We start from the raw sequence: 26,524 nt of genomic DNA, 5'->3' as shown, positions 1-26,524 counted from the left end.
ATGCAGACGATCGAAGGCGACATTCTCGCGTTCTCCGAATATCTCGAACTGACGTCGAAACCCCCGGCCGACCCGGTGGTCTGGAAGTGGCAGTCGATCGAATCAATGACGCGCAGCCGCCCGCATAACCCGCAGGGCACGCTTGCGCTGTCCGGCGGCAGAGTCGATGAGCACGGGACGGTCGCCCCCGAACTGTCGCTCGTCATCCAGGTGCTGAAGCCCGGCGAGATGACGGAGCGGCATCGCCATTCATTCTGGCATCTGTACATCGTTCATTCGGGATCCGGAGAAATGGCGTTCGGCGAAGACCAGGCGCACGAGCGACTCGTGCCGGGCGACACCGTGTTCGTGCCCGCCTGGGGTTATCACGCCATCGGCAACCCGTCGGGCACCGAGCCGTTCGTGCTGTTCCGCCTGCAGAACCTTCCGCAGAACGCGAGTTCGGGCAATCTCATGCGCGAAATCCAGGGGGAGCTGCAAATCATCTATGCCGGCGCGGGTCTGGCATCCCATCGGTAACGCGACGCGCGGGTCGGCCGCACACGGCAACCGGCCCGCGTACAGACGAAGGAGGTGTTCGTTGGCTTACACGTTCGAGAAGGGCCGCATCTATCGCATGCCCACTCACTTCGGACCGGCGCCGGGCCCGCGGCAGGTGCCGAACGCGCTCGCGGTCGACCCGCACCGCAATCCGACGCGCATGACGGTATCCGCGTCGTTTCTCACCGATGCGGCCCGGCTGGAACGGCATCTTCCGGAACGTTTCACGCTCGCCGGCGAGCCCGTCGTGACCGTCGAGTTCCATTACCTGACCGGCATCGACTGGCTCGCCGGACGCGGCTACACGATGGTTCACGTGAGCTGGCCCGCGATCTTCGCGGGGACGCGCGACCGCGCCGCCGGAAAGTTTCTCGCGGCGGTATGGGAAAACCTCGCGGATCCGATCATCACGGGCCGCGACGAGATCGGCCATCCGAAGCTGTATGCGGACGTCGCGCCGCCGCGGCAGTTCAACGGCGAACAGCATTGCGAAGCGAGCTGGATGGGCTTTCGCTTTCTCGAGCTCGGCGTGACGGGATTGCGCGAGCCGGTCGCCGACACGCCGCCGGCCCGGTCCGACGGCACCTTGATGCTGAAGTACACGCCGCGCACAGGCGACTGGGGCGAGACCGAGCTGTGCCAGGTCACGCTGACGCCGGTTCACGACCCGTATGTCACGGTCGATCGGCGGCACGTCGGAGATGCGCGCGTGCGCTTCAACGTCGCGAGCTGGTCGGACCTGCCGACGATGGCGCACGTCGTCAATGCCCTCGCCGAGTTGCCGATCGTCGAGATGCGCGGCGGCTCGATCGTGCACGCGCATGGCGGGAAGCCATACCTCGACCAGCGCGTGCTGTCGTAGCGCGCATGCCCGGCCCGTCCGGTAGCGCGCCGCACGCTTTCGCGCGACGCGCGAATGCCATCGGGCATTCAACGTTTGCTTGACCCGACCTGCCGGGCAGTCCGGCGGGTTCAACCTCAACCCACAGGTGCCAAGATGACCCGAGCCTTCACACAGAAATTCGACGTCACGTACCGCGACCAGGATCCCGCCGGCCACGTCAGCGCGACGATGTATTACGTGTACATGCTGAACGCATACATGGCGTACGCGCATGAACTGCTGGAGGTGCCGCTCGATCAGGGCATTCCGCAGATCATGCTGAAGACGTCGTGCGAATACGTCCGCTCCGCGAAATGGGGGGAAACGCTCGAAGTGAGCGCGCGAATCACGCGCCTCGGCACGAAGAGCTTCGACCTCGAATACCTGATCACGCTCGCGGACGACGCCAAGACCGTGATCGCGCGCGGCGCGTCGACGCACGTCGCTTACGACTACGTGACGGAATCGACCGTGCCGCTTTCGGACACGTTCCGTGCGCGCGTCAGGCAATACCAGGAAGAGGAGGCGCCCGAATTGTCCGAAGTCGCCTGACAAACCGCGCCGTCACAGCGCCCGGTCCGATGCCGGGCGCAGTGCCACGGTAGGGCGGGGAAAGCGGATTGCCGGGATCGAAGGCCGGATTTAGGCGCGCGAGCGGTGTTGACACATGCGAAGGCGCCCGGCTCACGACAGGTTTTACCGAAAAGGCTGCGTTAGCGTGAAACCGGCCAGAACGGCGCACGCGAGCGAGAAGATCAACGTTCCACTCAGGGTGAACGTCGAAAGGTTGCGCGGTAATCGAGTGTGGTGACAAGCCAGGCAAGACCAGGGTTCGCCAAACCCGAATGCCTGCACCGGCAGAACAACGGGCGATATGCAGCGCCGCAACCCGTCCTGCCTGTCGAAACACATGAAAACTGCCGCAAACGGGACGCGTTCATAGGACGGGCATGTCCACTGTCGTCTCGATCCAGAATGACGATCGCACGTCGGCGCTGTATCGCCGGCTCGACCGCCGCCTGCTTTCGTTTCTGCTCATCTGTTATTTGTTTGCATGTCTTGACCGGCTCAATGTCGGTTTCGCCCGGCTGCACATGCAGTCCGACATCGGTTTGACCGATGCGCAATACGGTCTGGCCGCAGGCATATTTTTCATCGGATACGCGCTCTTCGAGGTGCCGTCCAACCTGCTGCTGCCGAAAGTCGGCGCGCGCAAGGCCATCAGCCGGATCCTGGTGCTGTGGGGCCTGACGTCCGCCGCCATGGTCGCGACGCGCGACGCGACGACGTTCTATGTGCTGCGCTTTCTCCTGGGCGTCTTCGAGGCCGGATTCACGCCGGGCATCCTCTTCTATCTGACCTGCTGGTATCCCGAATCCCGCCGTGCGAAAGCGATCGCCGCGGTCATGATCGGCGGCCCCCTCGCGGGCGTGCTCGGCGGCCCGCTGTCGATGTGGATCATGACGAGCTTCGCAGGCTTGGGCGGTTTGTCCGGCTGGCAGTGGATGTACCTGATCGAAGGGCTGCCGTGCGTCGCGCTCGGCATCATGGCCCGCGTGCTGCTTGCCGATCGCCCCGAGACCGCAACGTGGCTGTCACCCGAGGAACGGCAGGAACTCGTCGACATGACCGCGAAGCCTCAACATGCGGAGCGGCACGGTTTCGCGGAAGTCGTGAAGGATCCGTACGTCTATTTGATGAGCGCCGCCTATTTCTGCGTCATTTGCGGCATCTACCTGATCAATTTCTGGTTGCCCGGCCTGCTGGCGGCCCGCGGCGTCACCGATCCGATGAAGATCGGCCTCTATTCGTCGATTCCGTTCGTTGCCGCGACCATCGGCATGGTCGTCGCCGGTCGTAGTTCCGATCGTCGCAACGAGCGGCGCTGGCACAGCGCGATTCCGGCTCTGGTCAGCGCGATTTCGCTCGTCGCTACTGTCGTGTCGAGCGACAGGCTCGATGTTTCGCTGATTTTCATCACGGTTGCGACGACGGCAATGTGGATGGCCTACACGGTATTCTGGACCATTCCATCCGCCTATCTGAAGGGACCGGCCGCCGCGGGCGGCATCGCGCTGATCAATACGATCGGCGTGTTGGGCGGCTTTTTCAGTCCTGCGGCGATCGGCTGGCTGCGGACGTCGACCGGGAGCTTCCGCGCGTGCCTGTTGTTGATGGCGGCGATCATGGCCATCGGCGCCGCGCTGCTTGCGGCCACCCGGCCGGCTCCCGTTTCCGTGCGCGGAAAAAGTGAAATACGCCCACGTTGATGCTCGGATGAGGATTCGTTTTGTCGATCGCGCTAGATGTCGAGCGCATCGTCCGCAGCCCGCGCCATCATCTTCGGCAGATACTCCTCGATGATCTTCACGACGGCCTGCGTCTTCGAAGGGACGGGCCGCGTGACCGGCAGCAGCGCATGCAGGTCGAATCCCGGTACCGTGTAATTCGGCAGCAGCCTGACCAGCCGGCCGGATTCCAGGGCGTCGATGCAGACGTGTTCCTGAAGGACGCCGATACCCGCGCCGTTCAGCAGTAGCTCGTAGACCGGCCGCCAGTGGCTGGTGCTGATGACGACGTTGATCGGCGTCGGCCGCACCGATTTCGACGGACTCATCAGGCGAAGCTGACCGTCGTTGAAGAGCCCAGTGACGCGAATGAATGGATGCCCGACGATGTCGGTCGGTTCCTCCGGCAGCCCATGCTTTTCGATATAAAGCGGCGACGCGACCAGTACGCGTCGTACGTAACCCAAGCGACGCGCGACGAAATTGCCGTCGCCGATCTGGCCGAGCCGCAATGAAATATCGACGCCCTCGGTGACGGGGTCGGTGATTTCGTCATTCAGGACGAGATCGATATAGAGCTGCGGATTTTGATCGCGGATTACCGTGAGGATTTCCGGCAGCACGACTTCGCCCAACCCATGTGGCGCGGCAATGCGAATGCGCCCACGCACGATCTTGTTGCCGAGCGTGACGACGGCCCGCGCCTCGTCGGCCGCGTCGAGCACCACCTTGCTTCGCTGATAGAACAGAATGCCTTCATCGGTGCACGACACCGCACGCGTGTTCCGGAGCAGCAATTTGACGCCGAGAAACCGTTCGAGCCGATCGACTCGGTCGCTAACGGTAGGTTGGCCCAGGCCGAGATCCTTCGCGGCCCTCGATAAATTGCCACGCTCGACAACCCGCACGAAAATTCGCATGGCCGCCAGCAAATCCATAGACCCTCGATAATCGGAAGAATTTAGTTATTCTGAAAAGCGAAAACGAGTTCGCCTGTTGTTGTCCGGCCGGCGGCGAGCGATAGATCCCATTTTGGGATGTTACAACTCGTTACGTGGGGCGGAGCCGTAACTATACCCAACCTTGTCAATTTAAGCTGAAACTTTTTACGCATAAGAAATTCAATGCGCCGGAGGGGGCGGTGAGCGCGTCGTTGTGAGGCAGGACGCCGCTTTAAAAAAGCGGCATGCAAAATTTTCAAACAATTGTGCCAATTATTGATTTATTTCGCATATTTACGAAACAACGATCAAGAGCGATGGCTGTTGGAGCTGATAATTTATTCGACCCGGTCGTAATGAAAATGTAATTAATTCGGGGTGATTTATGGAAAAGCCTGCCGGCTTCGATTTCAAACTGCTTGAATCGTTGCCTCGGCGCGAGCCGGCGTGCCGTTTCTATCGAAATATCGATTCATGTGATGCGGGTGACACGCGGGGTCGATTATTGGAACGAGAGAGGCATGGAAGTCGACATGCCGAAAAACGCCCGCCGCTTTCAAGGTAGTCGTCAATCGTGAGGAACAACACGCTATCTGTACAGACGACAAGCCTGTGCCGGAAGTTGGCGGGTGCCGGGCGCCGGGCGCCGGGCGCGTCGGGAGCATGACACGTCTGTCTCGAATGGATCGGCGCCAACTGAACCGGCAGGCGCCCATTGAGTGCGTGGGTCGCGCGCGACTTTCGTGACTCTCCGATTTCGATGTTTCGCGCATTCCGGATCGACCGATCGGCGCGGACGTGTCCTTCCTCAACCGCCGATCGATTCGTCTGGTCAGACTGGTCGGATGATTTGGTGCATGGGTGCGCGCCGCGAACGGGCAACCGCCGCGTTCGGCGTCGAGTCATGCACCGAAATGAGGAACGTATTTCGGCATGCGGGGAGGCTATTGCCGACAACTGAAGCGTTGAGCGGGGGTGGCCCGGTTTTTGCTGTAGTGGGCATGGCCGCGCAACGGTTGCGCGCTGCCCGACGACAGACGAGACAAGGAAGACTCACCGTGAATTCGATCACCCGACCGTTCCCCCGACGCGCATGGCTGGCTGCGCTGATTGCCGCGCCCGTGATGGCGCTGTTTGTCGCCGCGCCCGCGCGCGCCGACGCGCTCGACACCATTGCGAAAAGCGGCGCGCTGCGCGTCGCGGTGCCGGAGGACTATCCGCCGTTCGGCTCGGTTGGTGCGGACATGCAGCCGCAGGGCTACGACATCGACATGGCCGAACTGCTTGCGAAATCGCTCGGCGTGAAGCTGAAGCTGGTGCCTGTGAACAGCGCGAACCGGATTCCGTATCTGACGACCAACAAGGTCGACATGGTGATCTCGTCACTCGGCAAGACGCCGGAGCGCGAGAAGGTCGTCGATTTCTCGACCGCCTACGCGCCGTATTACCAGGGCGTGTTCGGGCCGGCCGACGTGAAAGTGAGCACGCCCGCCGACCTGAATGGCAAGACGGTCGGCGCTACGCGCGGCGCACTCGAGGAGATCGCGCTGTCGCAGCTCGCACCGAACGCGACGATCAAGCGCTTCGAGGACAACAACGCGACGATCCAGGCGTTCCTGTCCGGGCAGGTGCAGTTGATCGCGGCCGGCAACATCGTCGCAGCGGCGATTCTCGCGAAGAATCCGCCGCGCCGGCCCGAGGTCAAGTTCGTGATCAAGAATTCGCCGTGCTTCGTCGGCGTGAACAAGAACGAAGCACGCCTGCTCGCGAAGATCGATGACGCGATCGCACATGCGAAACAGGACGGCACGCTGAGCGCGATGTCGAAGAAGTGGCTCGGCCAGCCGTTGCCTGCCGGCCTGTGAGCGATCGCCGCCGTGCCTGCGATGGCGCGGCGATCGTCGTGTGAACCCGATCCTTCCCATTTGTCATGAGCTATCAGCTTCGATTCGGCGAGCTCGCCGAATACGCCGGCATGTTCGCGAGCGGCGCGGCGACGACGTTCGCGCTGACCGCCGTCGCGACCGTGCTCGGTGTTTCGATCGGCGTGCTCGGCGCGGCCTCGTACAGCGCCGACGCGCGCGCGGCCGTGCGGCTGCGCCCGTTGGTCGGCGCGTACGTCGAGGCGATTCGCAATACGCCCTTCGTCGTCCAGCTATTCTTTATCTTCTTCGGATTGCCCGCGCTCGGCGTGCACATCGACGAATACACGGCCGCGATTCTCGCGATGACGCTGAATCTCGGCGCGTACTCGGTCGAGATCGTGCGCGCGGGCGTCGCGGCCGTGCCGAAGGGGCATCTCGAGGCGGCCGCCGCGCTTGCGATGTCGCGCGCGCAGATGCTGCGCCACGTCGTGTTGCCGCAGGCGCTCGCGAAGGTGTTTCCGGCGCTCGCGAGCCAGATCGTCATCACGATGCTCGGCTCGGCCGTCGTGTCGCAGATTTCGGTGGCCGATCTCACCTATGCGGCGAGCTACATCCAGTCGCGCAATTTCCGCTCGTTCGAAACGTATTTCGTGATCGCGCTCGCGTATCTGGCGATGGCGCTGCTGCTGCGCGCCGTGCTTGGCTCGATGGGGCGCCGCCTGTTCTCCCGCCGTGTGCGAGGTGCGCGATGATCGATTTCACGTTCGGGCAGATTCTGGCAAACCTGCTGCTCGCCGCACGCTGGACGGTCGTGCTGTCGATCGTGTCGTTTCTGTCCGGTGGTCTCGTCGGCCTCGGGTTGCTCGTGATGCGCGTGTCGAACTCGCGCGTGCTGCGCGGTTGCGCGAAGCTGTATATCGAGGTGTTCCAGGGAACCCCGTTGCTGATGCAGCTGTTTGTCGTGTTCTTCGGCCTGCCGCTCGTCGGTCTCGATGTGTCGCCGTGGGTTGCGGCCACGGCCGGCCTCACGTTCTTCACCAGTGCGTATCTCGCGGAAATCTGGCGCGGCTGCGTCGAGGCGGTGCCGAAAGGGCAGTGGGAGGCATCGGCAAGCCTCGCGATGAGCTACGTCGAGCAGTTGCGTCATGTGATCCTGCCGCAGGCCGCGCGCATCGCGATCGCGCCGACGGTCGGGTTCGGCGTGCAGGCCGTGAAGGACACGGCGCTGGTGTCGATCATCGGCTTCACCGAGCTGACCAAGGTCGGCGTCGCGATCTCGAACGCGACGTTCCGTCCGTTCGTCGTGTACGGGCTCGTCGCGCTCATCTATTTCGCACTCTGTTATCCGCTTACCCGTTACGCCCGCACGTTGCAAAGGAGATGGAATGCCGCTCGTTGAAACCCGTGGTCTCGAAAAGAATTTCGGCACCCATCATGTGCTCAAGGGCATCGATTTCTTCGTCGAACGCGGCCAAGTCGTGTCGATCATCGGCCGCAGCGGCTCGGGCAAGAGCACGCTGCTGCGCACGCTCAACGGGCTCGAGAGCATCGACGCCGGCACGATCGCGATCGACGGAGAACGCGTCGACGCGCGACACGCGGACTTGCGTGCACTGCGGCTCAAGGTCGGAATGGTGTTCCAGCAATACAACCTGTTTCCGCATCTGAGCGCCGGGCAAAACGTGATGCTCGCGCAGTCGGTCGTGAAGAAGTCGCATCGCCAGCAGGCGCGCGCGATCGCGGAGCTGATGCTCGAGCGTGTCGGCCTCGGCGACAAATTCGACGCGTTTCCGGAACAGCTGTCGGGCGGCCAGCAGCAGCGCGTCGCGATTGCGCGCGCGCTCGCGATGAAGCCGAGCGTGCTGCTGTGCGACGAAATCACGTCGGCGCTCGATCCGGAACTTGTCGGCGAGGTGCTGGGTGTCGTCGAGCAGCTCGCGCGCGACGACATGACGTTGATCATGGTCACGCACGAGATGAACTTCGCGCGCGCGGTGAGCGACAAGGTCGTGTTCATGCATCAGGGCAGGGTCTGGGAGAGCGGGACGCCGGAGGAGATCTTCGCGCGACCGGGGACGGTGGAGTTGAAGCGGTTCCTTGGAGGGCTTCAGAAGACGGAAGAGTTCGTGAGCTGACGCCGGTCCGATCCGCGGATGTTCGTGATGGCGCTTGATGCCGCATCGTTTTTGAAACCGCAATGAACGACGGGGCTGGATTGAAAAATGGAAATCCAGCCCCTGACACCGAATGTCGGTAATCTCCGGATTATTTAAAATTTATCGAATGGCAAAGCGGGTGGCCGGTGAACCGTTCGCGCAATTATTGCCGTAGATAAACATATTTCTGTTTTCGGAGTATGCCGAGTAAATCAGGGGGTAAACTTCCTTGGCGTTGAATGAGTAGATGCCATCGCCAATGGTTACCAGCAGATTGCCGGTGGCGTCGGTTTCGATCTTGTCGATCTTGCCGGCCTTGCAAAGCGCCTGTGCGGAAGCATACGAGGACGCGAACATCAGGGCTGAGAAAAGCACGGTCGCAATCTTTTTCATGTTTTGTCCTGGGGTAATAATGGGTTAAGTAACGCGGTTTGCGGTCGCATGGCCATGCCCGCAACTACATGCCTGTTTTGCAGATCGCCGATTCTCGAGTGTCGAGAAGTCTGCGATGGCCTGGTCAGGCAAAAAACTCATGAGAATCAACTTCTAAAATAATATTCCGGCACCTCCGTTATATCGTCGATGCGGAATCGCGATGCTGCAACGCGGAACACAGGCTATTGATTGAAATCATTGGATTCCAATCGAATTAATTTATCGATTTCCTGATTCGATAATTTTTTGGATTAATTCTGTTTTGGTAAATTTTCGGCGAGGCTGTTTTTGGTTATTGATTGCTATTGGAATTTGAATAATCGGAGATAAATATTGATTCGATGAAAAGATCGACGATATCGACATCCATCCACACGTTCGCGATTTGCGCCGCGAAGGCGGGCCGCGTCGCGCGAAACGCGGCGAGCGCATCAACGGCACCGGGGACTTGCGTTCGATATGTCCAATGGCTTTCCCTTGCTTCCGTCGGCATGAGGCTGCCAATACCGGCTGGACGAGATGTGCCGGTAGGTCGACCGGGCGTTCAGCGCGTGGTACCGGTATAACGGCCCGGGCGATGCCATGCGACGACCATCGCGCTCATGGCGACGGCGCTGATCGCCGACCAGCCGACGCGATCGGCCTGAATGACCAGCGTGGACGTCAGCAGGATCATCGCGTCGATACACACTTGCGTGATACCGGCGTTAATGCCTCGCACGCGCTGCAGCCACAATGTGACGACACCGGTGCCGCCGACGCCCGCGCCGTGCCGCGCGAGCGCAAGAATGCCCATGCCGCACAGCGTGCCGCCCACCAATGCCGCGAACAGCGGGTTCACGAAGGCAATTTTCAGGGTCCGGGGCATCGCCGCGAGGGCGAACGTGATCCCGCAGCTCGCGATCGTCGACTTGATTGCGAAACGTGGCCCCATCACGAAGTGCGCGAAGATGAAGAATGGCAGGTTGACCAGCGTGAAGATCGTCCCCACCGATAATGGACAGAGGTACGAGACGAGCAGCGCAATGCCGGCGATCCCGCCGGTGACCAGTCCGGCCGCCTTGAGCAGGACGAGCCCGATAACCACAAAGGCCATGCCGACCATCATCCCGTAGATGTCTTCGAGCACGGAGTGCGGCGTTGCGCTTGTGTCGCGTGTCGGGATGGCGCCGGATACGGCGCCTGATTCGTGCTTCATGATGTCTGCAGCCGCATCGGGACGGCGGATCGAATCCTTCCAGGTCGATCGCGCCGCGGGTTCCTGGTACGTGCCGATGTCTGCTGGCGGCGCGCGTCAGGCAGCTTACCCAGGCAATATCATTTGGGCAAATAGCTCGAGCGACGTCATGGACCCAACCGAACGGATCGGCAACCTTACCGCGCTGTATGCTGGCCGAGATCGCCTTCTTCGGCGCGCGCGCCTGTGCGCACGCCGACACGCCGGAGTTGATCTGGACAAAGGCATGCGTGGATGCGCCGATTCCCCCGACACCGTGCGACGGCCCCCGATCCGCATGACGGACGCGATTGGCAATGTCGCGTGACGTCAGGACGCCTACAGATACCAGTCGAGCGTCTTCAGGATGCCCGTCTCGAAGGTTTCCGCCGGCTTCCATCGAAGTTCGCGCTCGAGCTTGCCTGCGTCGATCGCATAGCGGCGGTCGTGACCGGGGCGATCGGCGACGAAGTGCTTGAGGCGCGCATGTGGCGCGCCCTGCGGCCGGCGCACGTCGAGCAGCGAGCAGATCAGGTCGACGATGTCGGCGTTGCGCCACTCGTTGCAGCCTCCGACGTTGTACGTCTCGCCGACCGTGCCGCGCCGGATCACGGCATCGATCGCCCGGCAGTGATCGTCGACGTACAGCCAGTCGCGCACGTTCGCGCCGTCGCCGTAGAGCGGGATGGGTACGCCATTGACGCAGCTGCGGATCACCGTCGGGATGAACTTCTCGGCGTGCTGGCGCGGGCCGTAGTTGTTCGAGCAGTTGGTCGTCGTGACCGGCAGCCCGTACGTGTGGAAGTACGCGCGCACGAGATGGTCGGAGCCGGCTTTGCTGGCGGAATACGGCGAATTCGGCGCGTACGGGGTGGTTTCGGAGAACGGTGGATCGTCCGGCGCGAGCGATCCGTACACCTCGTCGGTGCCGATGTGATGGAAGCGGCGCTGCGCGTGCACGTCGGCGTCCCGCCCCGTCATCCAGACCGTGCGCGCCGCGTCGAGGAGGGTCCAGGTGCCGACCACGTTCGCGCGGACGAATTCGCCCGGGCCGGTGATCGAGCGGTCGACGTGGCTCTCGGCGGCAAAGTGGACGATCGTGTCGATCGCGTGGTCGCGCAGCAGGCTCTCGACGAGCGGCCGGTCGCAGATGTCGCCGAGCACGAACCGGTGGCGGCCGGTGTCATCCGCGCCCGCGAGATGGTCGAGGCTGCCGGCGTAGGTGAGCAGGTCGAGATTGATGATCCGGACCTGCGGATCCGTCGCGAGCAGGTAGTGGACAAAGTTGGCGCCGATAAACCCGGCGCCGCCCGTGACGAGGACATGTTTCGGTCGATGGCTCATGAGGTTCTTTTCCAGGTATCGAGCACGTCGGCGAGCGCCGGGATCCAGCAGGGCGCCTCGATGCCGAAATGCTCGCGAATGCGGGTGCAGTCGAGTGCGGAATTCGCCGGCCGCGGCGCCGGCAGCGGATAAGCGGCCGTGCGGATCGGGCGCACGAGCGGGATGCGATCGATGAGGCCGGCGCGCCGGGCCTGCCCGAAGATCGTCTCGGCGAAGCCGTGCCAGGTCGTGACGGGCGTGCCGCACAGGTGGTAGGTGCCCCAGCGCGTCTCGGCACCCGTGCGGTGGCGATCCGCGATCGCAAGCAGCGCGTCGGCGACCGCGCCGGCGTGCGTCGGGCCGCCGTACTGGTCGGCGACGACCGCGAGTTCGTCGCGCTCGCGACCGACCCGCAGCATCGTGCGCACGAAATTGCCGCCGTGCGCGCCGAACACCCACGCGATCCGCAGGATCAGGTGCGCATCCGGCAGCCGCTGGCGGACTGCTTCCTCGCCTGCCCATTTGGTGTGCCCGTAGACACCGAGCGGCGCGACGCCCGCCGCTTCGGCGTACGCGCCTGGCGCGCGGCCGTCGAACACGTAGTCGGTCGACAGATGCAGCAACGGGATGCCGGCCGCGGCGCATGCGTCGGCGAGCGTCGCCGGGCCGGCGCAATTGGCGCGCCATGCGGCGTCGGGTTCGGTTTCCGCGCGATCGACGGCCGTCCACGCGGCCGCATTGATCACGAGCGTCGCGCGGTGCGTGGCGAGCGCATCGCGGACGGCCCGCGGATCGGCGATGTCGAGCTGCGCGCGGGAAAGCCCGATCGCCGGACGCGCACCCGCGCGCAGCAGGAGTTCACGACCGACCTGGCCGAGCGCGCCGGTCACGACGATCGTCATCGCAGGGCTCCGTGAAGGTCGCGCGACGCCTGCGCACGGTCGCGCAGGCGCGGCTGTCGGCGATCCTTGTCGGACAGCTCGAACGGCACGTCGAGCGCCGGCCATTCGATGCCGATGTCGGGGTCGTCCCACAGCACGCCCGCGTCCGACGACGGATCGTAGTACGCGGTGCACTTGTACGCGAAGTCGGCCTCGTCGGACAGCACGCAGAAGCCGTGCGCGAAGCCCGGCGGAATCCACAGCTGGCGATGCAACACGTCGTCGAGCACGGTGCCGAACCAGCGCCCGAGATGCGGCGAACCGGGCCGGAGGTCGACCGCGACGTCGTACACGGCGCCGCGCGACACGCGCACGAGCTTGCCCTGCGGATGCCGGAACTGGTAGTGCAGGCCGCGCAGCACGCCGCGCCGGGAGCGCGAGTGGTTGTCCTGCACGAAGCGCGCGTCGACGCCCGCGTCGCGCAGCCAGGACTCGCGATAGCTTTCGACGAAGAAGCCGCGCGCGTCGCCGAAGCTCGCCGGTTCGATCAGCAGCACACCCGGCAGCGTCGTCTCGATGACGGACGTCATGCGGCGACCTCCTTGTTCAGCACGTCGAGCAGGTAACGGCCATACCCGCTTTTCGACAGCGCATGCGCGAGCGCTTCGAGCCGTTGCGAGTCGATCCAGCCGAGCCGGTACGCGATCTCCTCGGGGCACGCGATCTGCAGCCCCTGGCGTGCCTGCATCACCTGGATGAAATTCGCCGCATCGAGCAGCGACTCGTGCGTGCCGGTGTCGAGCCACGCGTAGCCGCGGCCGAGGATCTCGACGTTCAGCTTGCCGTTCTCCAGATAGGCGCGGTTCAGGTCCGTGATCTCCAGCTCGCCGCGCGCGGACGGGCGCACTTCCTTCGCGAGCGAGACGACGTCGTTGTCGTAAAAGTAGAGACCGGTCACCGCGTAGTGCGATTTCGGTTCGCGAGGCTTCTCTTCGAGATCGATCGCCCGCCCGTGCTCGTCGAACGATACGACGCCGTAGCGCTCCGGGTCGCGCACGTAATAGCCGAACACCGTTGCGCCCGTCGTGCGCGCGGCGACGCGCTGCAGCAGCGCCGACAGCGCCGGACCGTGATAGATGTTGTCGCCGAGCACGAGCGTCGCCGCGTCGTGCCCGATGAACGACGCGCCGATCACGAACGCCTGCGCGAGCCCGTCCGGGCTAGGCTGCACCGCGTACGAGAAATTCATGCCCCACTGCTCGCCGTCGCCGAGCAGTTGCTGGAACGCATCGAGATCGCGCGGCGTCGAGATGATCAGGACGTCGCGGATGCCGGCCAGCATGATCGTGCTGAGCGGGTAGTAGATCATCGGCTTGTCGTACACCGGCATCAGCTGCTTCGATACCGAATGCGTGAGCGGATGGAGCCGGGTGCCGGATCCGCCCGCCAGAATCAGTCCCTTACGGCCAGTCGCTGTGTGCATGATGTCCTCGCTGTGATGAAGAAGGGCGGCCCGCGCGCGCGTCAGCCCGGGTCGATGCGCCGGAACACGATCGCGAAGCCGGCCAGGTAGAGGGCCGCGATCACCGCGAAACCGGCGGCAGTCGCGCGGTCCGGATCGGCGATCGCGTGCAGCACGACCGACGCGATCGCGACGCCGACCAGCGAGCCGATCTGCCGGCTCGCGTTCAGCGATGCGGCGGCGAGATTCGCGTCCGCGGGGCCGGCCGACTGCATGACGACGAGATTCATCGCGGGGATCGCCTGGCCCGCGCCGAAGTTCGCGATGCCGACCGCGATCGCGAGCGCCGTGTAGGGCAGCGCCTCGATGCCGATCAGCGCGGCGCTGCCGAGCGTGGCGAGCGCGAGGCCCGCGAGCAGCGTGCCGCGCGGGCCGAGCCGTGCGCTCGCGCGGGCGGACGCGAGATTGCCGATGCCGAACATCGCCATCAGCGGAAACAGTTCGAAGCCGGCGCGCAGCGCGCTCGCGCCGCGCGTTTGCTGCAGGTAAAGGCTCAGCAGGAAGATTTCCGCGAGGATGCCGAAATTGATCGCGAGCCCAAGCAGGCTGCCGGCGACGAAGCGCGGGTTGCGCAGCAGCGCGGGCGACAGGATCCGGTGGCGGGCGCGATGTTCGCGCCACACGAATGCGGCGCCGGCGGCGAGCGTCGCGGCCGCGCCGGCGACGATGGCGGGCGAGCGCCAGCCGGCGCCCGGCCCCTCGATCAGCGTATAGCTGAGCGCCGCGAGCGCGAGCACGCCGAGCAGATGGCCGAACGTGTTCAGCGGGCCGGGATGGCGCGGCGAGCGCCCGACGTGGCGGCGCGTGAGCCACAGGCCGGCGACACCGACGGGCAGGTTGACCCAGAAGATTCCGCGCCAGCCGATCGCGTCGACGAGCACGCCGCCGACGCACGGCCCGATCGCCATCGCCGCCGACACCAGTGCGCCCCAGATGCCGATCATTCGCGTGCGCAGCGGCCCGGCCGGAAACGCCAGCGTGAGCAGGCTGAGCGAGCTCGGCATGAAGAGCGCGGCACCGACGCCCTGCAGCAGCCGCGCGGCGACCAGCATGCCGCTCGTCTGCGCGGCCGCGCACAGCACCGACGCGGCGACGAACAGCGCGAGCCCGACGACATAGATCGTACGCGGCCCGTAACGGTTCGCGAGCGCGCCGCCGAACAGCAGCAGCGCGGCGAAGCTGAGCGTATAGGCGTCGACCACCCAGACGAGTGCCGTCAGCGACATGTCGAGACTCGCCTGCATCGACTTCAGCGCGACGTTCACGATGGTCACGTCGAGCATCGCCATCACGAAGCCGCACGCCAGTGCGATCATCACGCGCGCGGGCTGCGTGGCGCTCGCGCCGGCAACGGCGGCGGTGTTCGTGCTCATGCGGCGCGCCCGCCGAGATACAGGCGCCGCATCTCGTCGCTGTCGAGCAGTTCGGCCGACGTGCCCGTCAGCGCAACGCGGCCCATCGTCAGCACCACGCCGCGATCGGCGATGCGCAACGCCTCGATCGCGTTCTGTTCGACCATCAGCACCGCGATGTGCTCGGTGTCGCGCATCCGCACGATCGCATCGAACACCTCGTCGACCATCTTCGGCGACAGGCCGGCCGACGGCTCATCGAGCAACAGCAGCACGGGGCGGGGCACCAGCGCGCGCGCGAGCGACACGATCTGCCGCTCGCCGCCCGACAGTGCGCCCGCGGGCGACCGGTAGCGGCGCCGCAGCACCGGGTATTGCTCGCACAGTTCCTCGATCCGCGCTTCCCGCGGGAACGCGGACATCGCGTGGCCGCCGAGCATCAGGTTCTCGCGAACCGTCAGCGCGCCGAACACGTTATCGGTCTGCGGAACGAAGCCGATGTCGTGCTCGCGGATCTTGCGGTGTACCGGCACGCGCGAGATGTCGCGGCCGTGCATCGTGACCGTGCCGGCACGCGGCAGCACGAAGCCGGCGATGGACTTCAGCAGCGTCGACTTTCCGCAGCCGTTCGGGCCGAGGATCGTGACGATGTCGACCGGCCCGACGGATAGCGATACCCCGTGCAGGATGTCGATGTCGGCCGTGTAGCCGGCGATCAGATCGCGGACCTCGATCATGACACCCCCAGCGGACGGCGCGCATGCGTGCGGCCCAGGTACGCATCGAGCACGCGCCGGTTGCTCCCGAGTTCGGCGGGACGGCAGTCGGCGATCGCGGTGCCGCGATCGAGCACGATGCAGCGGTCGCACAGCTCGCGGATGAAGTGCATGTCGTGCTCGATCACGACGAGCGTGACGCCCTGTCCGCAGATGCGGCGCAGTTCGGCGACCAGCTCGCCGCGCAGGTTGGGGTGAACGCCCGCGGTCGGTTCGTCGAGCAGCAGCAGCTTCGGCTCGGTCATCATCGCGCACGCGATGCCGAGCAGTTTCTTCTGGCCGCCCGAGATTGCCGCGGCGCTGAGCTGTGCGACGTGCGCAAGCTTCAGCTCCTCGAGCAGCGCGGCGGCGCGTGCGCGGGTTGCGGCCTCCAGCGTGCGCGTTGCACGACTGCGCAGCAATGCCGCGACGGGGCCGTGACGGGCTGACGACGCGGCCATCGCCAGCTCCAGCACCGACATGCGAGCGGGCATCGACGGCAACTGGAACGTCCGGCGGATGCCGAGCCGAGCGATCCGGTGCGGCGCGAGCATGTCGATGCGGCGCCCGGCGAAGCGGATCGCGCCGGCGGCGACCGGAGCGAAGCCCGTGATCGCGTTGAGCGCCGTGCTCTTGCCCGAGCCGTTCGGGCCGAGCAGCCCGACGATCTCGCCGTCGCCGACGGACAATGTGAGGCCGGACAGCACCGTGTTGTCGCCGTAGCGGATCGTCACACCTTCAAGGTCGAGCAGGGCGCTCATGGGTGAACCTCCAGTCGTTCCGGCACGAGGCCTCGTGGGCGCCACAGTACGCACGCGAGCAGCATCAGGCCGACGAGGCCGAGGCGCACCGCGCCCGCGAGGTCGCTGCCGACGCCGAGCCAGTCCTTCAGAAACGGTGCGATCGCGTAGACCGCCTGCACGATGAGCGCGCCGGCCAGTACGCCCGCGTGGCTGCCGAGCCCGCCGACCATGACGATGGTCCACAGCGCGAAGGTCTCGGATGCCACCATCGTGTCCGGGCCGACGTAGCTGATGTACCAGGTGAGGAGCGCCCCTGCGAACGCCGCGGGCAGCGCCCCCGCGACGCTCGCCGACGTCTTCAGCGCGACCGGGTCGTAGCCGAAGCAGACGGCGAGCGCAGGCTCCTCGCGCATCACCTTCAGCGCGCGGCCGAAGCGGCCGGTGGTCAGCAGCCGGCATGCGGCGTATGCGACGGCGAGGCCGCCGGCCGCCACCGCGAGGAACGCGAGGTCGGCCCACGGCGCACGCAGCCCGGGAAAGAGCGGCGCGATGCCGCCGATGCCTTGCGCGCCGCCCGTCAGCCAGCCTTCGTTCAACGCGAACGTGCGCAGGATTTCGGCGATCGCGAGCGTTGCGATGCCCCAGTAGTCGGCCGACAGATGGCGGCCGAGTCGCGCGATCGCGACGGCCAGCACGCTCGCCGCGCCGGCCGCGAGCGCGAGTGCGGCCGGCAGCGGCCAGCCGAGTTGCGACGCGATGCCGGCGGCATAGGCGCCGAGCCCGGCGAACGCGACGAAGCCGAAATTGACGAGTCCCGCGTAGCCGGCCTGCAGGTTCAGGCCGAGCGCCATCGTCGCGTACAGGCACGCGACAGTCAGCAGATGGACGATGAAACTAGACACGACGCACCTCCCGGTCGAAGATTCCGTATGGCCGGAACACGAGTGCGACGAGCAGGATCCCGAACGACACCGCGCCGACGTATTCGACCGGAAAGAACGCGAGCGGCCGGCCGACCAGCCCGCCGAAGTCGACTTCGAGCGCCGTCGTTTCGGCGAACGCGATCAGGAGTGCGCCGGCCGCCGCGCCGAGCGGATTGCCGAGGCCGCCGAGGATCGCGGCGGAAAACACCGGGATCAGCAGCCCGTAGCCGAGGTTGACGTGCACGCTTTCGGTCGCGCCGAGCATCGTGCCGCCGAGCGCCGCGAGCACGCCGCTTGCGAACGTGATCACATTGGTCACGCGCTGCGCGTCGATGCCCGTCGCGAGTGCGAGCGCGCGATTCGACGCGAGCGCGCGCATCGCGCGGCCGAGGCGGGTGCGGTACAGCAGCAGCGCGAACACGGCGAGCGCGACGGCGCCGCACGCGATCGAACCGGCTTGCGCGGACGATATCGCGACGCCGCCGACCATCATCGGCGGCCGCACCGCCTGCGCATACTGCAGCGGCCGCGAGCCGGCGGCGCCGAGCATCAGCGCGACGGCGAGCAGCGACACGGCGAGCGAACCGATCATCGCGACCGCGCTGCCCGAGCGCAGCAGCCGCGTGAACACGAACAGGTTCAGCAGCGTCGCGGCAAGGCCGACCAGCACGCACGACACGGCGGTTGCGAGCGCGAACGGCAGGCCCGCGCGCTCGAACCCGAGGGTCGCGAACGCACCGATCATCGCGTACTGGACGTGCGCGATGTTCGGGAAGCGAATCAGCGAATACAGCGTCGACAGGCCGACCGACACGAGCAGCAGGTCGGACGTGCGCATCAGGACATCGATCAGGAATTGCAGCATCGTGTGGCTCCCGGTGGCTACCGCGCGACGACGGATTGCCGGTACACGACCTTCTCGTACGGCTGCACCGTGCGTTGGCCGTCGGCGTCGAAGGCGATCGTGCCCGTCACGCCCGTATACGGCTGGCTGGCCGCGAGCGCCGAGCGCACCTTCGCCGGATCGGCCGATTGGGCGCGATTGATGGCCGCGGCGGACAGCATCGTCGCGTCGTACGCATAGCTGCCGAACGCCGAGCGCGGGGCCTCGTGATAGGCGGCGCGATAGTCGGCCGCATACGCGGCGGCACTTGTGCCGAGCGCCGCGACCTCCAGGCCGATTTGCCCCTGCGCGATCTGGGCGGGCGTGTCGCTCGTGCACATCGTCAGGTAGATCCCGTACCACGGCAGTTGGTTGAGGCGCATCTCGAACGCCTGCCGGTTCAGCGTCGCGGCTTCCTGTCCGTACGCGCTGTACACATAGCCGTCGGGTTGCGCGCGCGATGCCTGTTCCAGCTCGCGCCGGTAGGTCGACTGGCCTTCGGTGTAGAGCACCGTCGAGACGATCGTGCCGCCAAGCGCCTCGAAGCGCTTCTTGAACTCGGCCGCGATGCCCTGGCCGTAGCCGTTGTTCGGCGCGATCAGCGCGACGCGCCGCAGTTTGCGGTCGTACACATCCTGCGCGGCGAAGCGCGCGGACAGGTCGTCGAGCCCGATTGCGCTGAACGATCCCGCGCCGATCTTGCGGACCTGCTGGCTCGACGAGCCGATGTTGATGTGCACGTCGCCCTGACGCACGAGGAACTGCCCGACCGGGATCGTCACCGACGAAGAGAATTCGCCGAGCACGAGCGGCACGCGCTCGACCGTCGCCAGCTTCCGTGCGGCGTCGAGCGCCGTGTTCGCCGTGCCGCCCGAATCCTCGATCCGCACCTGCAGCTTCTGCCCGAGCACGCCGCCTTGCGCGTTGATCTTCGCGACCGCGAGTTCGATCCCGCGCCGCTGGTCCTCGCCGATCGACGCGCTGGCGCCAGTCAGCGGCAACACGGCACCGACGCTGACGTCGGCGCGCGCCGGAAATGTCGCCCACGCGCCGAGCGCGACGCAGATCCCGAGACTCCAGCAACCCAGCTTCATTTTTGTTCTCCTGAATGCGTGTTGAACCGCGTTTGAAATACAGAAGTGTCGACAGAATCACAGAACAAAATTCGTTGGCAAACATTTTTTGGACGGATGTGGCGAAGTCCGCGAGATGCACCGGTGTGTTCAATAAAATGCGTTGTTTTAACGCATGTAATGCACAAAATCAGCGACGGTAAACACCAGCATCGGGCATATGCTCCAGCTTGGACCGCATCGAATATTTTTGAAAAAAGTGTATACAGTCCTGAATATGGATGCTTAGAATTCAACCCACTCGATACGGAAAACGGAGGCGGTGCGATGGAGATCAAGCGATATGGCACAGGCGAACGGATGAGTCAGCTGGTAGTCGCTGGCGACTTCGCGTTCATTGCCGGACAGGTTGCCGACGACACCGCGCTCGACGTCGCCGGCCAGACCCGCCAGATCCTCGACAAGATCGACCAGCTGCTCGACGGCGCGGGGCTCGACAAGCGCCGGATCGTGTCCGCGAGCATCTGGCTTGCCGATCACCGGAGCTTTGCCGACATGAACCGGGTCTGGGACGCATGGGTGCCGCAGGGCGAAGCGCCGGCGCGCGCGTGCGTGGAGTCGGCGCTCGCGTTTCCCGAGTACACGGTTGAAATCGCGGCGATCGCCGCGTTCTAGCGGAGGCGGGCGATGAGGACGGTCGTGCTCGGAGGCGGCATCGTCGGTGTGACGACCGCATACTTCCTCGCGAAGGCGGGCGACGAGGTGGTGGTGGTCGACCGGCGCGACGGCGTCGCGCTCGAGACGAGCTTCGCGAACGCGGGGCTGATCGCGCCGGGGCATTCGTATACATGGGCGTCGCCGCGCGCGCCGAAGATCCTGCTCAAGTCGCTGTTCTCGGACGGGCAGGCGCTGCGCCTCAAGTGGTCGCCGGACTGGCGCATGTGGGCGTGGTGCCGGCAGTTCCTGCAGAACTGCACGGCGGAGCGGTCGCGTCGGAACACGTCGATCAAGGTGCGGCTCTGCCGCTATGCGCAGCATCAGCTTCAGTCCGCGACCCGCGACGAAGGGCTCGCGTACGACCGGATCAGCGGCGGGCTGTTGTACCTGTACCGGGATTCCGCGTCGTTCGAGCGCGGCGTCGCGAACATGCGGATCCTGTCCGATAACGGCCTGCCGCTCGAAACGCTCGATCCGCGCGCGGTGATCGAGCGCGAGCCCGCGCTCGCCGGCGCGGCGGGCCAGATCGCGGGCGCGATCTACTGCCCGTCCGACGAGAGCGGCGACGCGCATCTGTTTACCCGCGCGCTCGCCGAGCGCTGCCGCGCGCTCGGCGTCGAGTTCCGCTTCGGCGCGACGATCGACGGCGTGCGCGCGGACGCGGACGCGGTGGACTACGTACAGACGTCGCAGGGCCGCGTGAGCGGCGACCGCTACGTGCTCGCGCTCGGCGCGTACTCGCCGTTCGTCGCGCGCCGGCTCGGCTACCGGTTGCCGATCTATCCGGTGAAAGGCTACTCCGTCACGCTGCCGATCGACGCGCGCCACGAGCCGCCGACGCTCGGCGGCGTCGAGGAAAACCAGCTCGTCGCATGGGCACGGTTCGGCGAGCGGCTGCGCCTGACCGCGACGGCCGAATTCGGCGGCTACGACACGACCCACACGCCGGCGGACTTCGCGCACATGCTGGCGACCGCGAAGGCGCTGTTTCCGAACGGCGCCGACTATGCGAAACCGTCGTACTGGGCCGGGTTGCGGCCGATGACGCCGGAAGGCACGCCCATCATCGGCGCGACCCGGCATCGCAACCTGTTTCTCAATACCGGGCACGGCCACATGGGCTGGACGATGTCGTGCGGTACCGCGAAGATCGTCGCCGACCTGATCCACGGCCGGCAGCCCGACATCGACATTACCGGGATGACACTCCAGTGAGCGAACTTCTTTCGACCTCTGTGCAGCACGGCGCCGGTTCGTACGCGCGCTTCGGCTTTTCGCTCGATGCGGGCATCGCGCGCCGCGCGGCGATCGGGCTCGTCGTGCTCGCGACCGACCATACGATCGAATACGAATGGCGGCGCGTGCTCGCGCTCGACGGCGTCGCGTTCTACGAGAGCCGGATCGCGAACTCCGCCGACATCACCGCGGAGACGCTCGCGCGGATGGACGGCGGGATCGCGGCGGCCGTCGAGCTGATCCGGCCCGGCGAGCGGCTCGACGTGGTCGCGTTCGGCTGCACGTCCGCGTCGATGGTGCTCGGCGAGGAGCGCGTGTTCGAGCGGATCCGCGAGGCGCGGCCGGGCGTCGCGTGCACGACGCCGATCACCGCGGCGCGGGTCGCGCTCGGCGCGCTGGGCGCGCGCGGCGTCGCGCTCCTCACGCCGTACGAGCGCTCGATCAACGAAGCGATGGCGGCCTACCTGCGCGCGCGCGGCGTGGACGTCGTGCGAGCGGGCTCGTTCGAGCACCGCGACGACAACGAGGTCGCGCGGATCGACCGCGCATCCATCGAGCGCGCGGTGCTCGCGCTGGCCGCCGATCCGGCGGTGGACGCGGTGTTCGTGTCGTGCACGAGCCTTCGGCTCGTCGATGCGCTTGCGGAGATCGAGGCGCGCGCCGGCAAGCCTGTGTTGTCGAGCAATCACGCGCTCGCATGGCATGCGCTGCGGCTCGCCGGCGTCGACGATCCGGTGCCGGGCTTCGGACGCTTGCTGATGCAATGACGGTAGCAGCACGAGAGGCGTCCGCAGGCCGTTCCATGGCCGATAATGACGGTCGCCGACAGACGAAGGAGGAGGCGAGATGGTAGCGAATTCCGTGCTTGGCGGCCGCGAGGCGCTGGCGCCCCGGCGCGCGGGCCTCACGGTCAACGAGATTTACGAGCAACTGAAGCAGATGGCCGTGGTGTATACGATCCGGCCGGGCGAGCGGGTCAACGAGCTTGAACTGGCGGAACGGTTCGACGTCAGCCGCACGCCGATCCGGGAAGCGCTGAACCGGCTCGTCGCGGAGAACCTGCTGGTGTTCGTGCCGAATCGCGGATTCTTCATCCGCCAACTGGAAGGGAAAGACGTGTTCGATCTCTTTGAGCTGAGGCGTTCGATCGAGTCGACCGCGGTGATGCTCGCGTGCGAGCGGGCGTCCGACAACGACATCAAGACACTGCGCCGCTTCTGGCGGCAGGTGATGAAGAGCGCGCCGCGGATGCCGTCGTCGGAGCTCGTCGTGAAGGACGAACTGTTTCACCTGGAGCTTGCCGCGCTGTCGGGCAATGCGGAGATCGGGCGCGTACTGCAGGGGATCAATGCACGGATCCACTACGTGCGATGGGTCGACGTCGACCAGCGGCGCGACGCGGCCTTCACCGAGCACCTGGAGATCCTCGACGCGCTCGCCGCGCGGGACACCGAACGATGCGTCGCGTTGACCGACACGCATATCCGGTGGCGGATGGAGGAAATCACGCGCGTCGTGGCGGCGAGCGTCGTCAAGCTGTACGCGAAATAACGGGCGGTCCCCGGCGCACCCGCGCCCGGCGAGACCGCGCCGACGAGACGCAAGGCAAAGGAGGACGGGCCGCCCGGCTGCCGGTGCGGCGCATCGCCACGCTTTCGTTACGAGGTGCCGTCATGAAACATGGCACGCTGGTCACGCTGTACAAGCCGTCCGCGGCGCAGATCGAACATCTGCTGGGCCTGCCCGCGCACAGTCCGGTCGTCGTCGCGGTCGACAACTCGCCCGTCGTCGATCGCGAGCTGCATGCGCGGCTCGCCGCGCACGGCGTCGACGTGGTCGCGAACCAAAACCGCGGCGGGATCGCCGGCGCGTTCAACGCCGGTGTGGCGTTTCTCATTCGCCGCGGCTGCGACGTATTTTTCATCTTCGACCAGGATTCGACCGTGCCCGCCGATTACTTCGAGCGGATGCTCACGGGGTGCGCGACGGTCGGGGATACGCGCTTCCTGGTCGGGCCGCGCATCTTCAACCGCAACTTCGGGCGCAACCTGCCGCTCTTCACCGTACGCCGCTGGTCTGCGCGGCTCACGCCGATCGGCGACGGCGCGCGCGGCTTGCTGCCGTGCTCGGTGATCATCTCGTCGGGCACCGCGATCTCGCTCGACGCGTATCGCGCGCTCGGCCGCTTTCGCGAGGATTTCTTCATCGACCATGTCGACGCCGAGTACTGCATGCGTGCGCAGGCGAACGGCGTGCCGGTGTGCGTGAATGCGGACGTGTCGCTGCCGCACGAGCTCGGCAGTCCGTCGGCGCGGCAGCACTGGCCGCGCGTCGAGATCTTCGATCAGAGCGCGCTGCGCCATTACTACGCAGCCCGCAACTGCGTCCTGGTCGCGCGCGACTACTGGCGCCGCTATCCGGCCATGCTGCTGATCAACCTGATCACGCTGAAGCACGTCGCGTTCATCCTGCTGCATGCGCGCGACAAGCGAACCAAGCTGCACGCGATTCTGTGCGGCGTGACGGACGGGCTGCGCGGCCGGTACGGCCGGGTCTGACCGACTCGCGACGACGTATGGAATCGCGTTTCATCATTTTTGTAATCCTAAATGAAGTGAGGCCGACAAGATGATTCATGACACGCAGGCAGCTCGCCGCTATACGGGCGCGTTTTCCGTCGCGCCGACCATTTTCACCGAATCGGGCGAACTGGACCTGGAAGGGCAGATGCGTTGCGTCGACTTCATCATCGACGCGGGCGCGGACGGGCTGTGCATCCTCGCGAACTACTCGGAACAGTTCTCGCTGTCCGACGATGAGCGCGAGCGGCTCACCGGGATGATTCTCGAGCACGTCGCGGGCCGGGTGCCCGTGATCGTGACGACGACCCATTTCAATCCGGTGATCTGCGCGGCGCGCAGCCGGGCCGCAGAGGCGGCCGGCGCGGCGATGGTGATGGTGATGCCGCCGTATCACGGCGCGACGATTCGCTGCGGCGAGGCGGCGATCGGCGCGTTCTTCTCGGAGGTTTCCGATGCGATCGACATCCCGATCATGTATCAGGACGCGCCGATGAGCGGCACGCAGGTATCGGCGGCGTTCCTCGCGCGGCTCGCGCGCACGATTCCGAACCTGCGCTATTTCAAGATCGAGGTGCCGCAGTCCGCGGCCAAGCTGCGCGAGCTGATCGCGCTCGGCGGCGACGCGATCGAGGGGCCGTGGGACGGCGAGGAGGCGATCACGCTGCTCGCCGATCTCGACGCGGGCGCGACGGGCAGCATCCTCGGCGGCGGCTACCCGGACGGGCTGCAGCCGATTCTGGCCGCTTATCGCGCGGGCCGGCGCGACGAGGCGGTGGCCGGCTACGAGAAGTGGCTGCCGCTCATCAACTACGAAAACCGGCAGGCCGGGCTGCTCGCCTGCAAGGCGCTGATGAAGGAGGGCGGCGTGATCGCGTCGGACGCGCCACGGCGCCCGCTGATGCCGCTGCACCCGGAAACGCGTGCGGGCCTTGTCGAGATCGCGCGGCGGCTCGATGCGCTCGTGCTGCGCTGGGCACGCTAGAGCGCCCGTATTTTTCTTCTTTCCGATCGAGGAACGTTCTGATGAGCATGCCCACGATACGACACATCCGCGCACTGACGGTGCGCGGCGGCGGCGCCGACTATCACGACCAAGGTGCGGGCCACTGGATCGACGATCACATCGCGACGCCGATGGCGCGTTACCCCGAATACCGGCAGAGCCGGCAGTCGTTCGGCATCAACGTGCTCGGCACACTCGTGATCGAGATCGAGGCGAGCGACGGCACGGTCGGTTTCGCGGTGACGACGGGCGGCGAGATCGGCGCGTTCGTCGTCGAGCGTCATCTCGCGCGCTTCATCGAAGGGCAACGCGTGACCGACATCGAGAAGATGTGGGATCAGATGTTTTACGCAACGCTCTATTACGGGCGCAAGGGCGTGGTGCTGAACGCGATCTCCGGCGTCGATCTCGCGTTGTGGGACCTGCTCGGGAAGGTGCGCGGCGAGCCGGTGCACCAGTTGCTCGGCGGCAAGGTGCGCGACGAACTGCAGTTCTATGCGACCGGGGCGCGGCCGGATCTCGCGAAGGAGATGGGGTTCATCGGCGGCAAGCTGCCGCTGCATCATGGGCCGGCGGAAGGCGACGAGGGCTTGCGCCGCAACCTCGACGCGCTGGCGACGATGCGCGATCGCGTCGGCGCGGATTTCTGGCTGATGCTCGACTGCTGGATGAGCCTCGACGTGCGCTATGCAACCCGGCTCGCGCACGAAGCGCGCGCTTACGGGCTCAAGTGGATCGAGGAGTGCCTGCCGCCCGACGACTACTGGGGCTACGCGCAACTGCGCCGCGCGGCGCCGCCCGATCTGCTCGTGACGACGGGCGAGCACGAGGCCACCCGCTGGGGCTTCCGGATGCTGCTCGAGATGGGCTGCTGCGACATCATCCAGCCCGACGTCGGCTGGTGCGGCGGCCTGACCGAACTCGTCCGCATTTCGGCGCTCGCCGACGCGCACGGCGTGCTGGTCGTGCCGCACGGCTCGTCGGTCTACAGCTATCACTTCGTGACGACGCGGCACAACAGCCCGTTCGCCGAATTTCTGATGATGGCTCCGCAGGCGGATCGCGTCGTGCCGATGTTCGATCCGTTGCTGCTGGATGAACCGGTGCCGACGGGCGGACGGATGAAGGTGCCGGATACGCCGGGCTTCGGCGTGCGGCTCAATCCGGCCGTGCGCACCGAACGGCCCTACACGCACTGAGCCGCCGC

The 26,524-nt window shown here is 65.9% G+C and carries 30 protein-coding genes; 16 read left to right on the top strand and 14 right to left on the bottom strand.

The window, feature by feature from the left end; all coding sequences use genetic code 11:
- The 4 genes from SB786_RS02840 to SB786_RS02825 all read left to right on the top strand — a co-directional run bounded on the left by SB786_RS02840 (nucleotide 1) and on the right by SB786_RS02825 (nucleotide 3,693).
- On the top strand, nucleotides 1-519 hold the full coding sequence (locus tag SB786_RS02840) for a cupin domain-containing protein (RefSeq protein WP_410726085.1): 519 nt from the start codon (nucleotides 1-3) through the stop codon (nucleotides 517-519).
- Between the two features lie 61 nt (nucleotides 520-580).
- The gene (locus SB786_RS02835; RefSeq protein ID WP_410726084.1) at nucleotides 581-1,402 is read left to right on the top strand and encodes an acetoacetate decarboxylase family protein; all 822 of its coding nucleotides are present in this window, start codon (nucleotides 581-583) and stop codon (nucleotides 1,400-1,402) included.
- A 135-nt stretch (nucleotides 1,403-1,537) separates the two neighbouring features.
- Entirely contained in the window at nucleotides 1,538-1,975 is a 438-nt protein-coding gene (locus tag SB786_RS02830; RefSeq protein ID WP_006756723.1) for an acyl-CoA thioesterase, read from the top strand.
- Between the two features lie 398 nt (nucleotides 1,976-2,373).
- On the top strand, nucleotides 2,374-3,693 hold the full coding sequence (locus SB786_RS02825; protein WP_410726083.1) for an MFS transporter: 1,320 nt from the start codon (nucleotides 2,374-2,376) through the stop codon (nucleotides 3,691-3,693).
- Between the two features lie 32 nt (nucleotides 3,694-3,725).
- Here SB786_RS02825 and SB786_RS02820 read toward each other — a convergent pair whose 3' ends face one another.
- A complete protein-coding gene (locus tag SB786_RS02820; protein WP_410726082.1) occupies nucleotides 3,726-4,649 on the bottom strand; it encodes a LysR family transcriptional regulator in 924 nt (307 codons plus the stop codon).
- 1,061 nt (nucleotides 4,650-5,710) lie between these two features.
- Here SB786_RS02820 and SB786_RS02815 point away from each other — a divergent pair.
- From SB786_RS02815 to SB786_RS02800, 4 genes are all read left to right on the top strand, one after another.
- Nucleotides 5,711-6,517, top strand: a complete 807-nt coding sequence (locus SB786_RS02815; protein WP_006756754.1) for a transporter substrate-binding domain-containing protein — start codon at nucleotides 5,711-5,713, stop codon at nucleotides 6,515-6,517.
- A 65-nt stretch (nucleotides 6,518-6,582) separates the two neighbouring features.
- Nucleotides 6,583-7,269 (top strand): amino acid ABC transporter permease, encoded by a 687-nt coding sequence (locus SB786_RS02810; RefSeq protein WP_410726081.1) that lies wholly within the window; start codon nucleotides 6,583-6,585, stop codon nucleotides 7,267-7,269.
- Entirely contained in the window at nucleotides 7,266-7,916 is a 651-nt protein-coding gene (locus SB786_RS02805) for an amino acid ABC transporter permease (RefSeq protein WP_410726080.1), read from the top strand. Before SB786_RS02810 ends, SB786_RS02805 begins: the two co-directional genes overlap by 4 nt.
- On the top strand, nucleotides 7,903-8,652 hold the full coding sequence (locus SB786_RS02800; protein WP_410726079.1) for an amino acid ABC transporter ATP-binding protein: 750 nt from the start codon (nucleotides 7,903-7,905) through the stop codon (nucleotides 8,650-8,652). The genes SB786_RS02805 and SB786_RS02800 overlap by 14 nt, the downstream gene beginning before the upstream one ends.
- A 141-nt stretch (nucleotides 8,653-8,793) precedes the next feature.
- Here SB786_RS02800 and SB786_RS02795 read toward each other — a convergent pair whose 3' ends face one another.
- The 3 genes from SB786_RS02795 to SB786_RS02785 all read right to left on the bottom strand — a co-directional run bounded on the left by SB786_RS02795 (nucleotide 8,794) and on the right by SB786_RS02785 (nucleotide 10,306).
- Nucleotides 8,794-9,066: a hypothetical protein gene (locus tag SB786_RS02795; protein WP_410726078.1), complete on the bottom strand. Its 273-nt coding sequence runs from the start codon at nucleotides 9,064-9,066 to the stop codon at nucleotides 8,794-8,796.
- Nucleotides 9,067-9,400: 334 nt separating this feature from the next.
- Nucleotides 9,401-9,601, bottom strand: coding sequence for a hypothetical protein (locus SB786_RS02790; RefSeq protein ID WP_410726077.1), 201 nt, complete (start codon nucleotides 9,599-9,601; stop codon nucleotides 9,401-9,403).
- Between the two features lie 51 nt (nucleotides 9,602-9,652).
- On the bottom strand, nucleotides 9,653-10,306 hold the full coding sequence (locus tag SB786_RS02785; RefSeq protein WP_410726076.1) for a YitT family protein: 654 nt from the start codon (nucleotides 10,304-10,306) through the stop codon (nucleotides 9,653-9,655).
- On the opposite strand from SB786_RS02785, the gene SB786_RS02780 reads away from it, so the two are divergent.
- Nucleotides 10,305-10,652, top strand: coding sequence for a hypothetical protein (locus SB786_RS02780; protein WP_410726075.1), 348 nt, complete (start codon nucleotides 10,305-10,307; stop codon nucleotides 10,650-10,652). The genes SB786_RS02785 and SB786_RS02780 overlap by 2 nt on opposite strands.
- An 11-nt stretch (nucleotides 10,653-10,663) precedes the next feature.
- Here SB786_RS02780 and rfbB read toward each other — a convergent pair whose 3' ends face one another.
- The 10 genes from rfbB to SB786_RS02730 are packed head-to-tail and all read right to left on the bottom strand — an operon-like array spanning nucleotide 10,664 to nucleotide 19,800.
- Nucleotides 10,664-11,668: a dTDP-glucose 4,6-dehydratase gene (rfbB, locus tag SB786_RS02775; RefSeq protein ID WP_410726074.1), complete on the bottom strand. Its 1,005-nt coding sequence runs from the start codon at nucleotides 11,666-11,668 to the stop codon at nucleotides 10,664-10,666.
- On the bottom strand, nucleotides 11,665-12,549 hold the full coding sequence (rfbD, locus tag SB786_RS02770) for a dTDP-4-dehydrorhamnose reductase (protein ID WP_410726073.1): 885 nt from the start codon (nucleotides 12,547-12,549) through the stop codon (nucleotides 11,665-11,667). Before rfbD ends, rfbB begins: the two co-directional genes overlap by 4 nt.
- Entirely contained in the window at nucleotides 12,546-13,118 is a 573-nt protein-coding gene (rfbC, locus tag SB786_RS02765) for a dTDP-4-dehydrorhamnose 3,5-epimerase (RefSeq protein WP_410726072.1), read from the bottom strand. The genes rfbD and rfbC overlap by 4 nt, the downstream gene beginning before the upstream one ends.
- Entirely contained in the window at nucleotides 13,115-14,011 is an 897-nt protein-coding gene (gene rfbA, locus SB786_RS02760) for a glucose-1-phosphate thymidylyltransferase RfbA (protein ID WP_410726071.1), read from the bottom strand. The genes rfbC and rfbA overlap by 4 nt, the downstream gene beginning before the upstream one ends.
- Before the next feature lie 41 nt (nucleotides 14,012-14,052).
- The gene (locus SB786_RS02755) at nucleotides 14,053-15,423 is read right to left on the bottom strand and encodes an MFS transporter (RefSeq protein ID WP_410726070.1); all 1,371 of its coding nucleotides are present in this window, start codon (nucleotides 15,421-15,423) and stop codon (nucleotides 14,053-14,055) included.
- On the bottom strand, nucleotides 15,420-16,139 hold the full coding sequence (locus SB786_RS02750) for an ABC transporter ATP-binding protein (RefSeq protein ID WP_410726069.1): 720 nt from the start codon (nucleotides 16,137-16,139) through the stop codon (nucleotides 15,420-15,422). The genes SB786_RS02755 and SB786_RS02750 overlap by 4 nt, the downstream gene beginning before the upstream one ends.
- Nucleotides 16,136-16,918 carry an ABC transporter ATP-binding protein gene (locus SB786_RS02745; RefSeq protein ID WP_410726068.1) on the bottom strand — a complete coding sequence of 261 codons (783 nt, stop codon included), beginning with the start codon at nucleotides 16,916-16,918 and terminating at the stop codon, nucleotides 16,136-16,138. Before SB786_RS02745 ends, SB786_RS02750 begins: the two co-directional genes overlap by 4 nt.
- Nucleotides 16,915-17,802, bottom strand: a complete 888-nt coding sequence (locus SB786_RS02740; protein ID WP_410726067.1) for a branched-chain amino acid ABC transporter permease — start codon at nucleotides 17,800-17,802, stop codon at nucleotides 16,915-16,917. The genes SB786_RS02745 and SB786_RS02740 overlap by 4 nt, the downstream gene beginning before the upstream one ends.
- Nucleotides 17,795-18,688, bottom strand: coding sequence for a branched-chain amino acid ABC transporter permease (locus SB786_RS02735; RefSeq protein WP_410726066.1), 894 nt, complete (start codon nucleotides 18,686-18,688; stop codon nucleotides 17,795-17,797). Before SB786_RS02735 ends, SB786_RS02740 begins: the two co-directional genes overlap by 8 nt.
- A gap of 17 nt (nucleotides 18,689-18,705) precedes the next feature.
- The gene (locus tag SB786_RS02730) at nucleotides 18,706-19,800 is read right to left on the bottom strand and encodes an ABC transporter substrate-binding protein (protein ID WP_410726065.1); all 1,095 of its coding nucleotides are present in this window, start codon (nucleotides 19,798-19,800) and stop codon (nucleotides 18,706-18,708) included.
- A 306-nt stretch (nucleotides 19,801-20,106) separates the two neighbouring features.
- On the opposite strand from SB786_RS02730, the gene SB786_RS02725 reads away from it, so the two are divergent.
- From SB786_RS02725 to rhmD, 7 genes are all read left to right on the top strand, one after another.
- Complete coding sequence (locus SB786_RS02725) at nucleotides 20,107-20,454, top strand: RidA family protein (RefSeq protein WP_410726064.1); 348 nt, start codon at nucleotides 20,107-20,109, stop codon at nucleotides 20,452-20,454.
- A 12-nt stretch (nucleotides 20,455-20,466) separates the two neighbouring features.
- Nucleotides 20,467-21,711, top strand: coding sequence for a D-amino acid dehydrogenase (locus tag SB786_RS02720; protein WP_006756442.1), 1,245 nt, complete (start codon nucleotides 20,467-20,469; stop codon nucleotides 21,709-21,711).
- On the top strand, nucleotides 21,708-22,499 hold the full coding sequence (locus tag SB786_RS02715; RefSeq protein WP_410726063.1) for an aspartate/glutamate racemase family protein: 792 nt from the start codon (nucleotides 21,708-21,710) through the stop codon (nucleotides 22,497-22,499). Before SB786_RS02720 ends, SB786_RS02715 begins: the two co-directional genes overlap by 4 nt.
- 79 nt (nucleotides 22,500-22,578) lie before the next feature.
- A complete protein-coding gene (locus SB786_RS02710) occupies nucleotides 22,579-23,283 on the top strand; it encodes a GntR family transcriptional regulator (protein WP_006756440.1) in 705 nt (234 codons plus the stop codon).
- Between the two features lie 122 nt (nucleotides 23,284-23,405).
- Nucleotides 23,406-24,290 carry a glycosyltransferase family 2 protein gene (locus SB786_RS02705; protein WP_410726062.1) on the top strand — a complete coding sequence of 295 codons (885 nt, stop codon included), beginning with the start codon at nucleotides 23,406-23,408 and terminating at the stop codon, nucleotides 24,288-24,290.
- A gap of 70 nt (nucleotides 24,291-24,360) precedes the next feature.
- Complete coding sequence (locus tag SB786_RS02700) at nucleotides 24,361-25,296, top strand: dihydrodipicolinate synthase family protein (protein ID WP_410726061.1); 936 nt, start codon at nucleotides 24,361-24,363, stop codon at nucleotides 25,294-25,296.
- Nucleotides 25,297-25,337: 41 nt separating this feature from the next.
- Nucleotides 25,338-26,516: an L-rhamnonate dehydratase gene (gene rhmD, locus SB786_RS02695; RefSeq protein ID WP_152862279.1), complete on the top strand. Its 1,179-nt coding sequence runs from the start codon at nucleotides 25,338-25,340 to the stop codon at nucleotides 26,514-26,516.
- Nucleotides 26,517-26,524 lie beyond the last annotated feature (8 nt).

Origin of the sequence: Burkholderia sp. SIMBA_062 (assembly GCF_046534765.1) — a bacterium.
Lineage (GTDB): Bacteria > Pseudomonadota > Gammaproteobacteria > Burkholderiales > Burkholderiaceae > Burkholderia > Burkholderia ambifaria.
The sequence above is the reverse complement of the archived record's forward strand: the minus strand, read 5'-3'. Positions and strand labels throughout refer to the sequence as shown.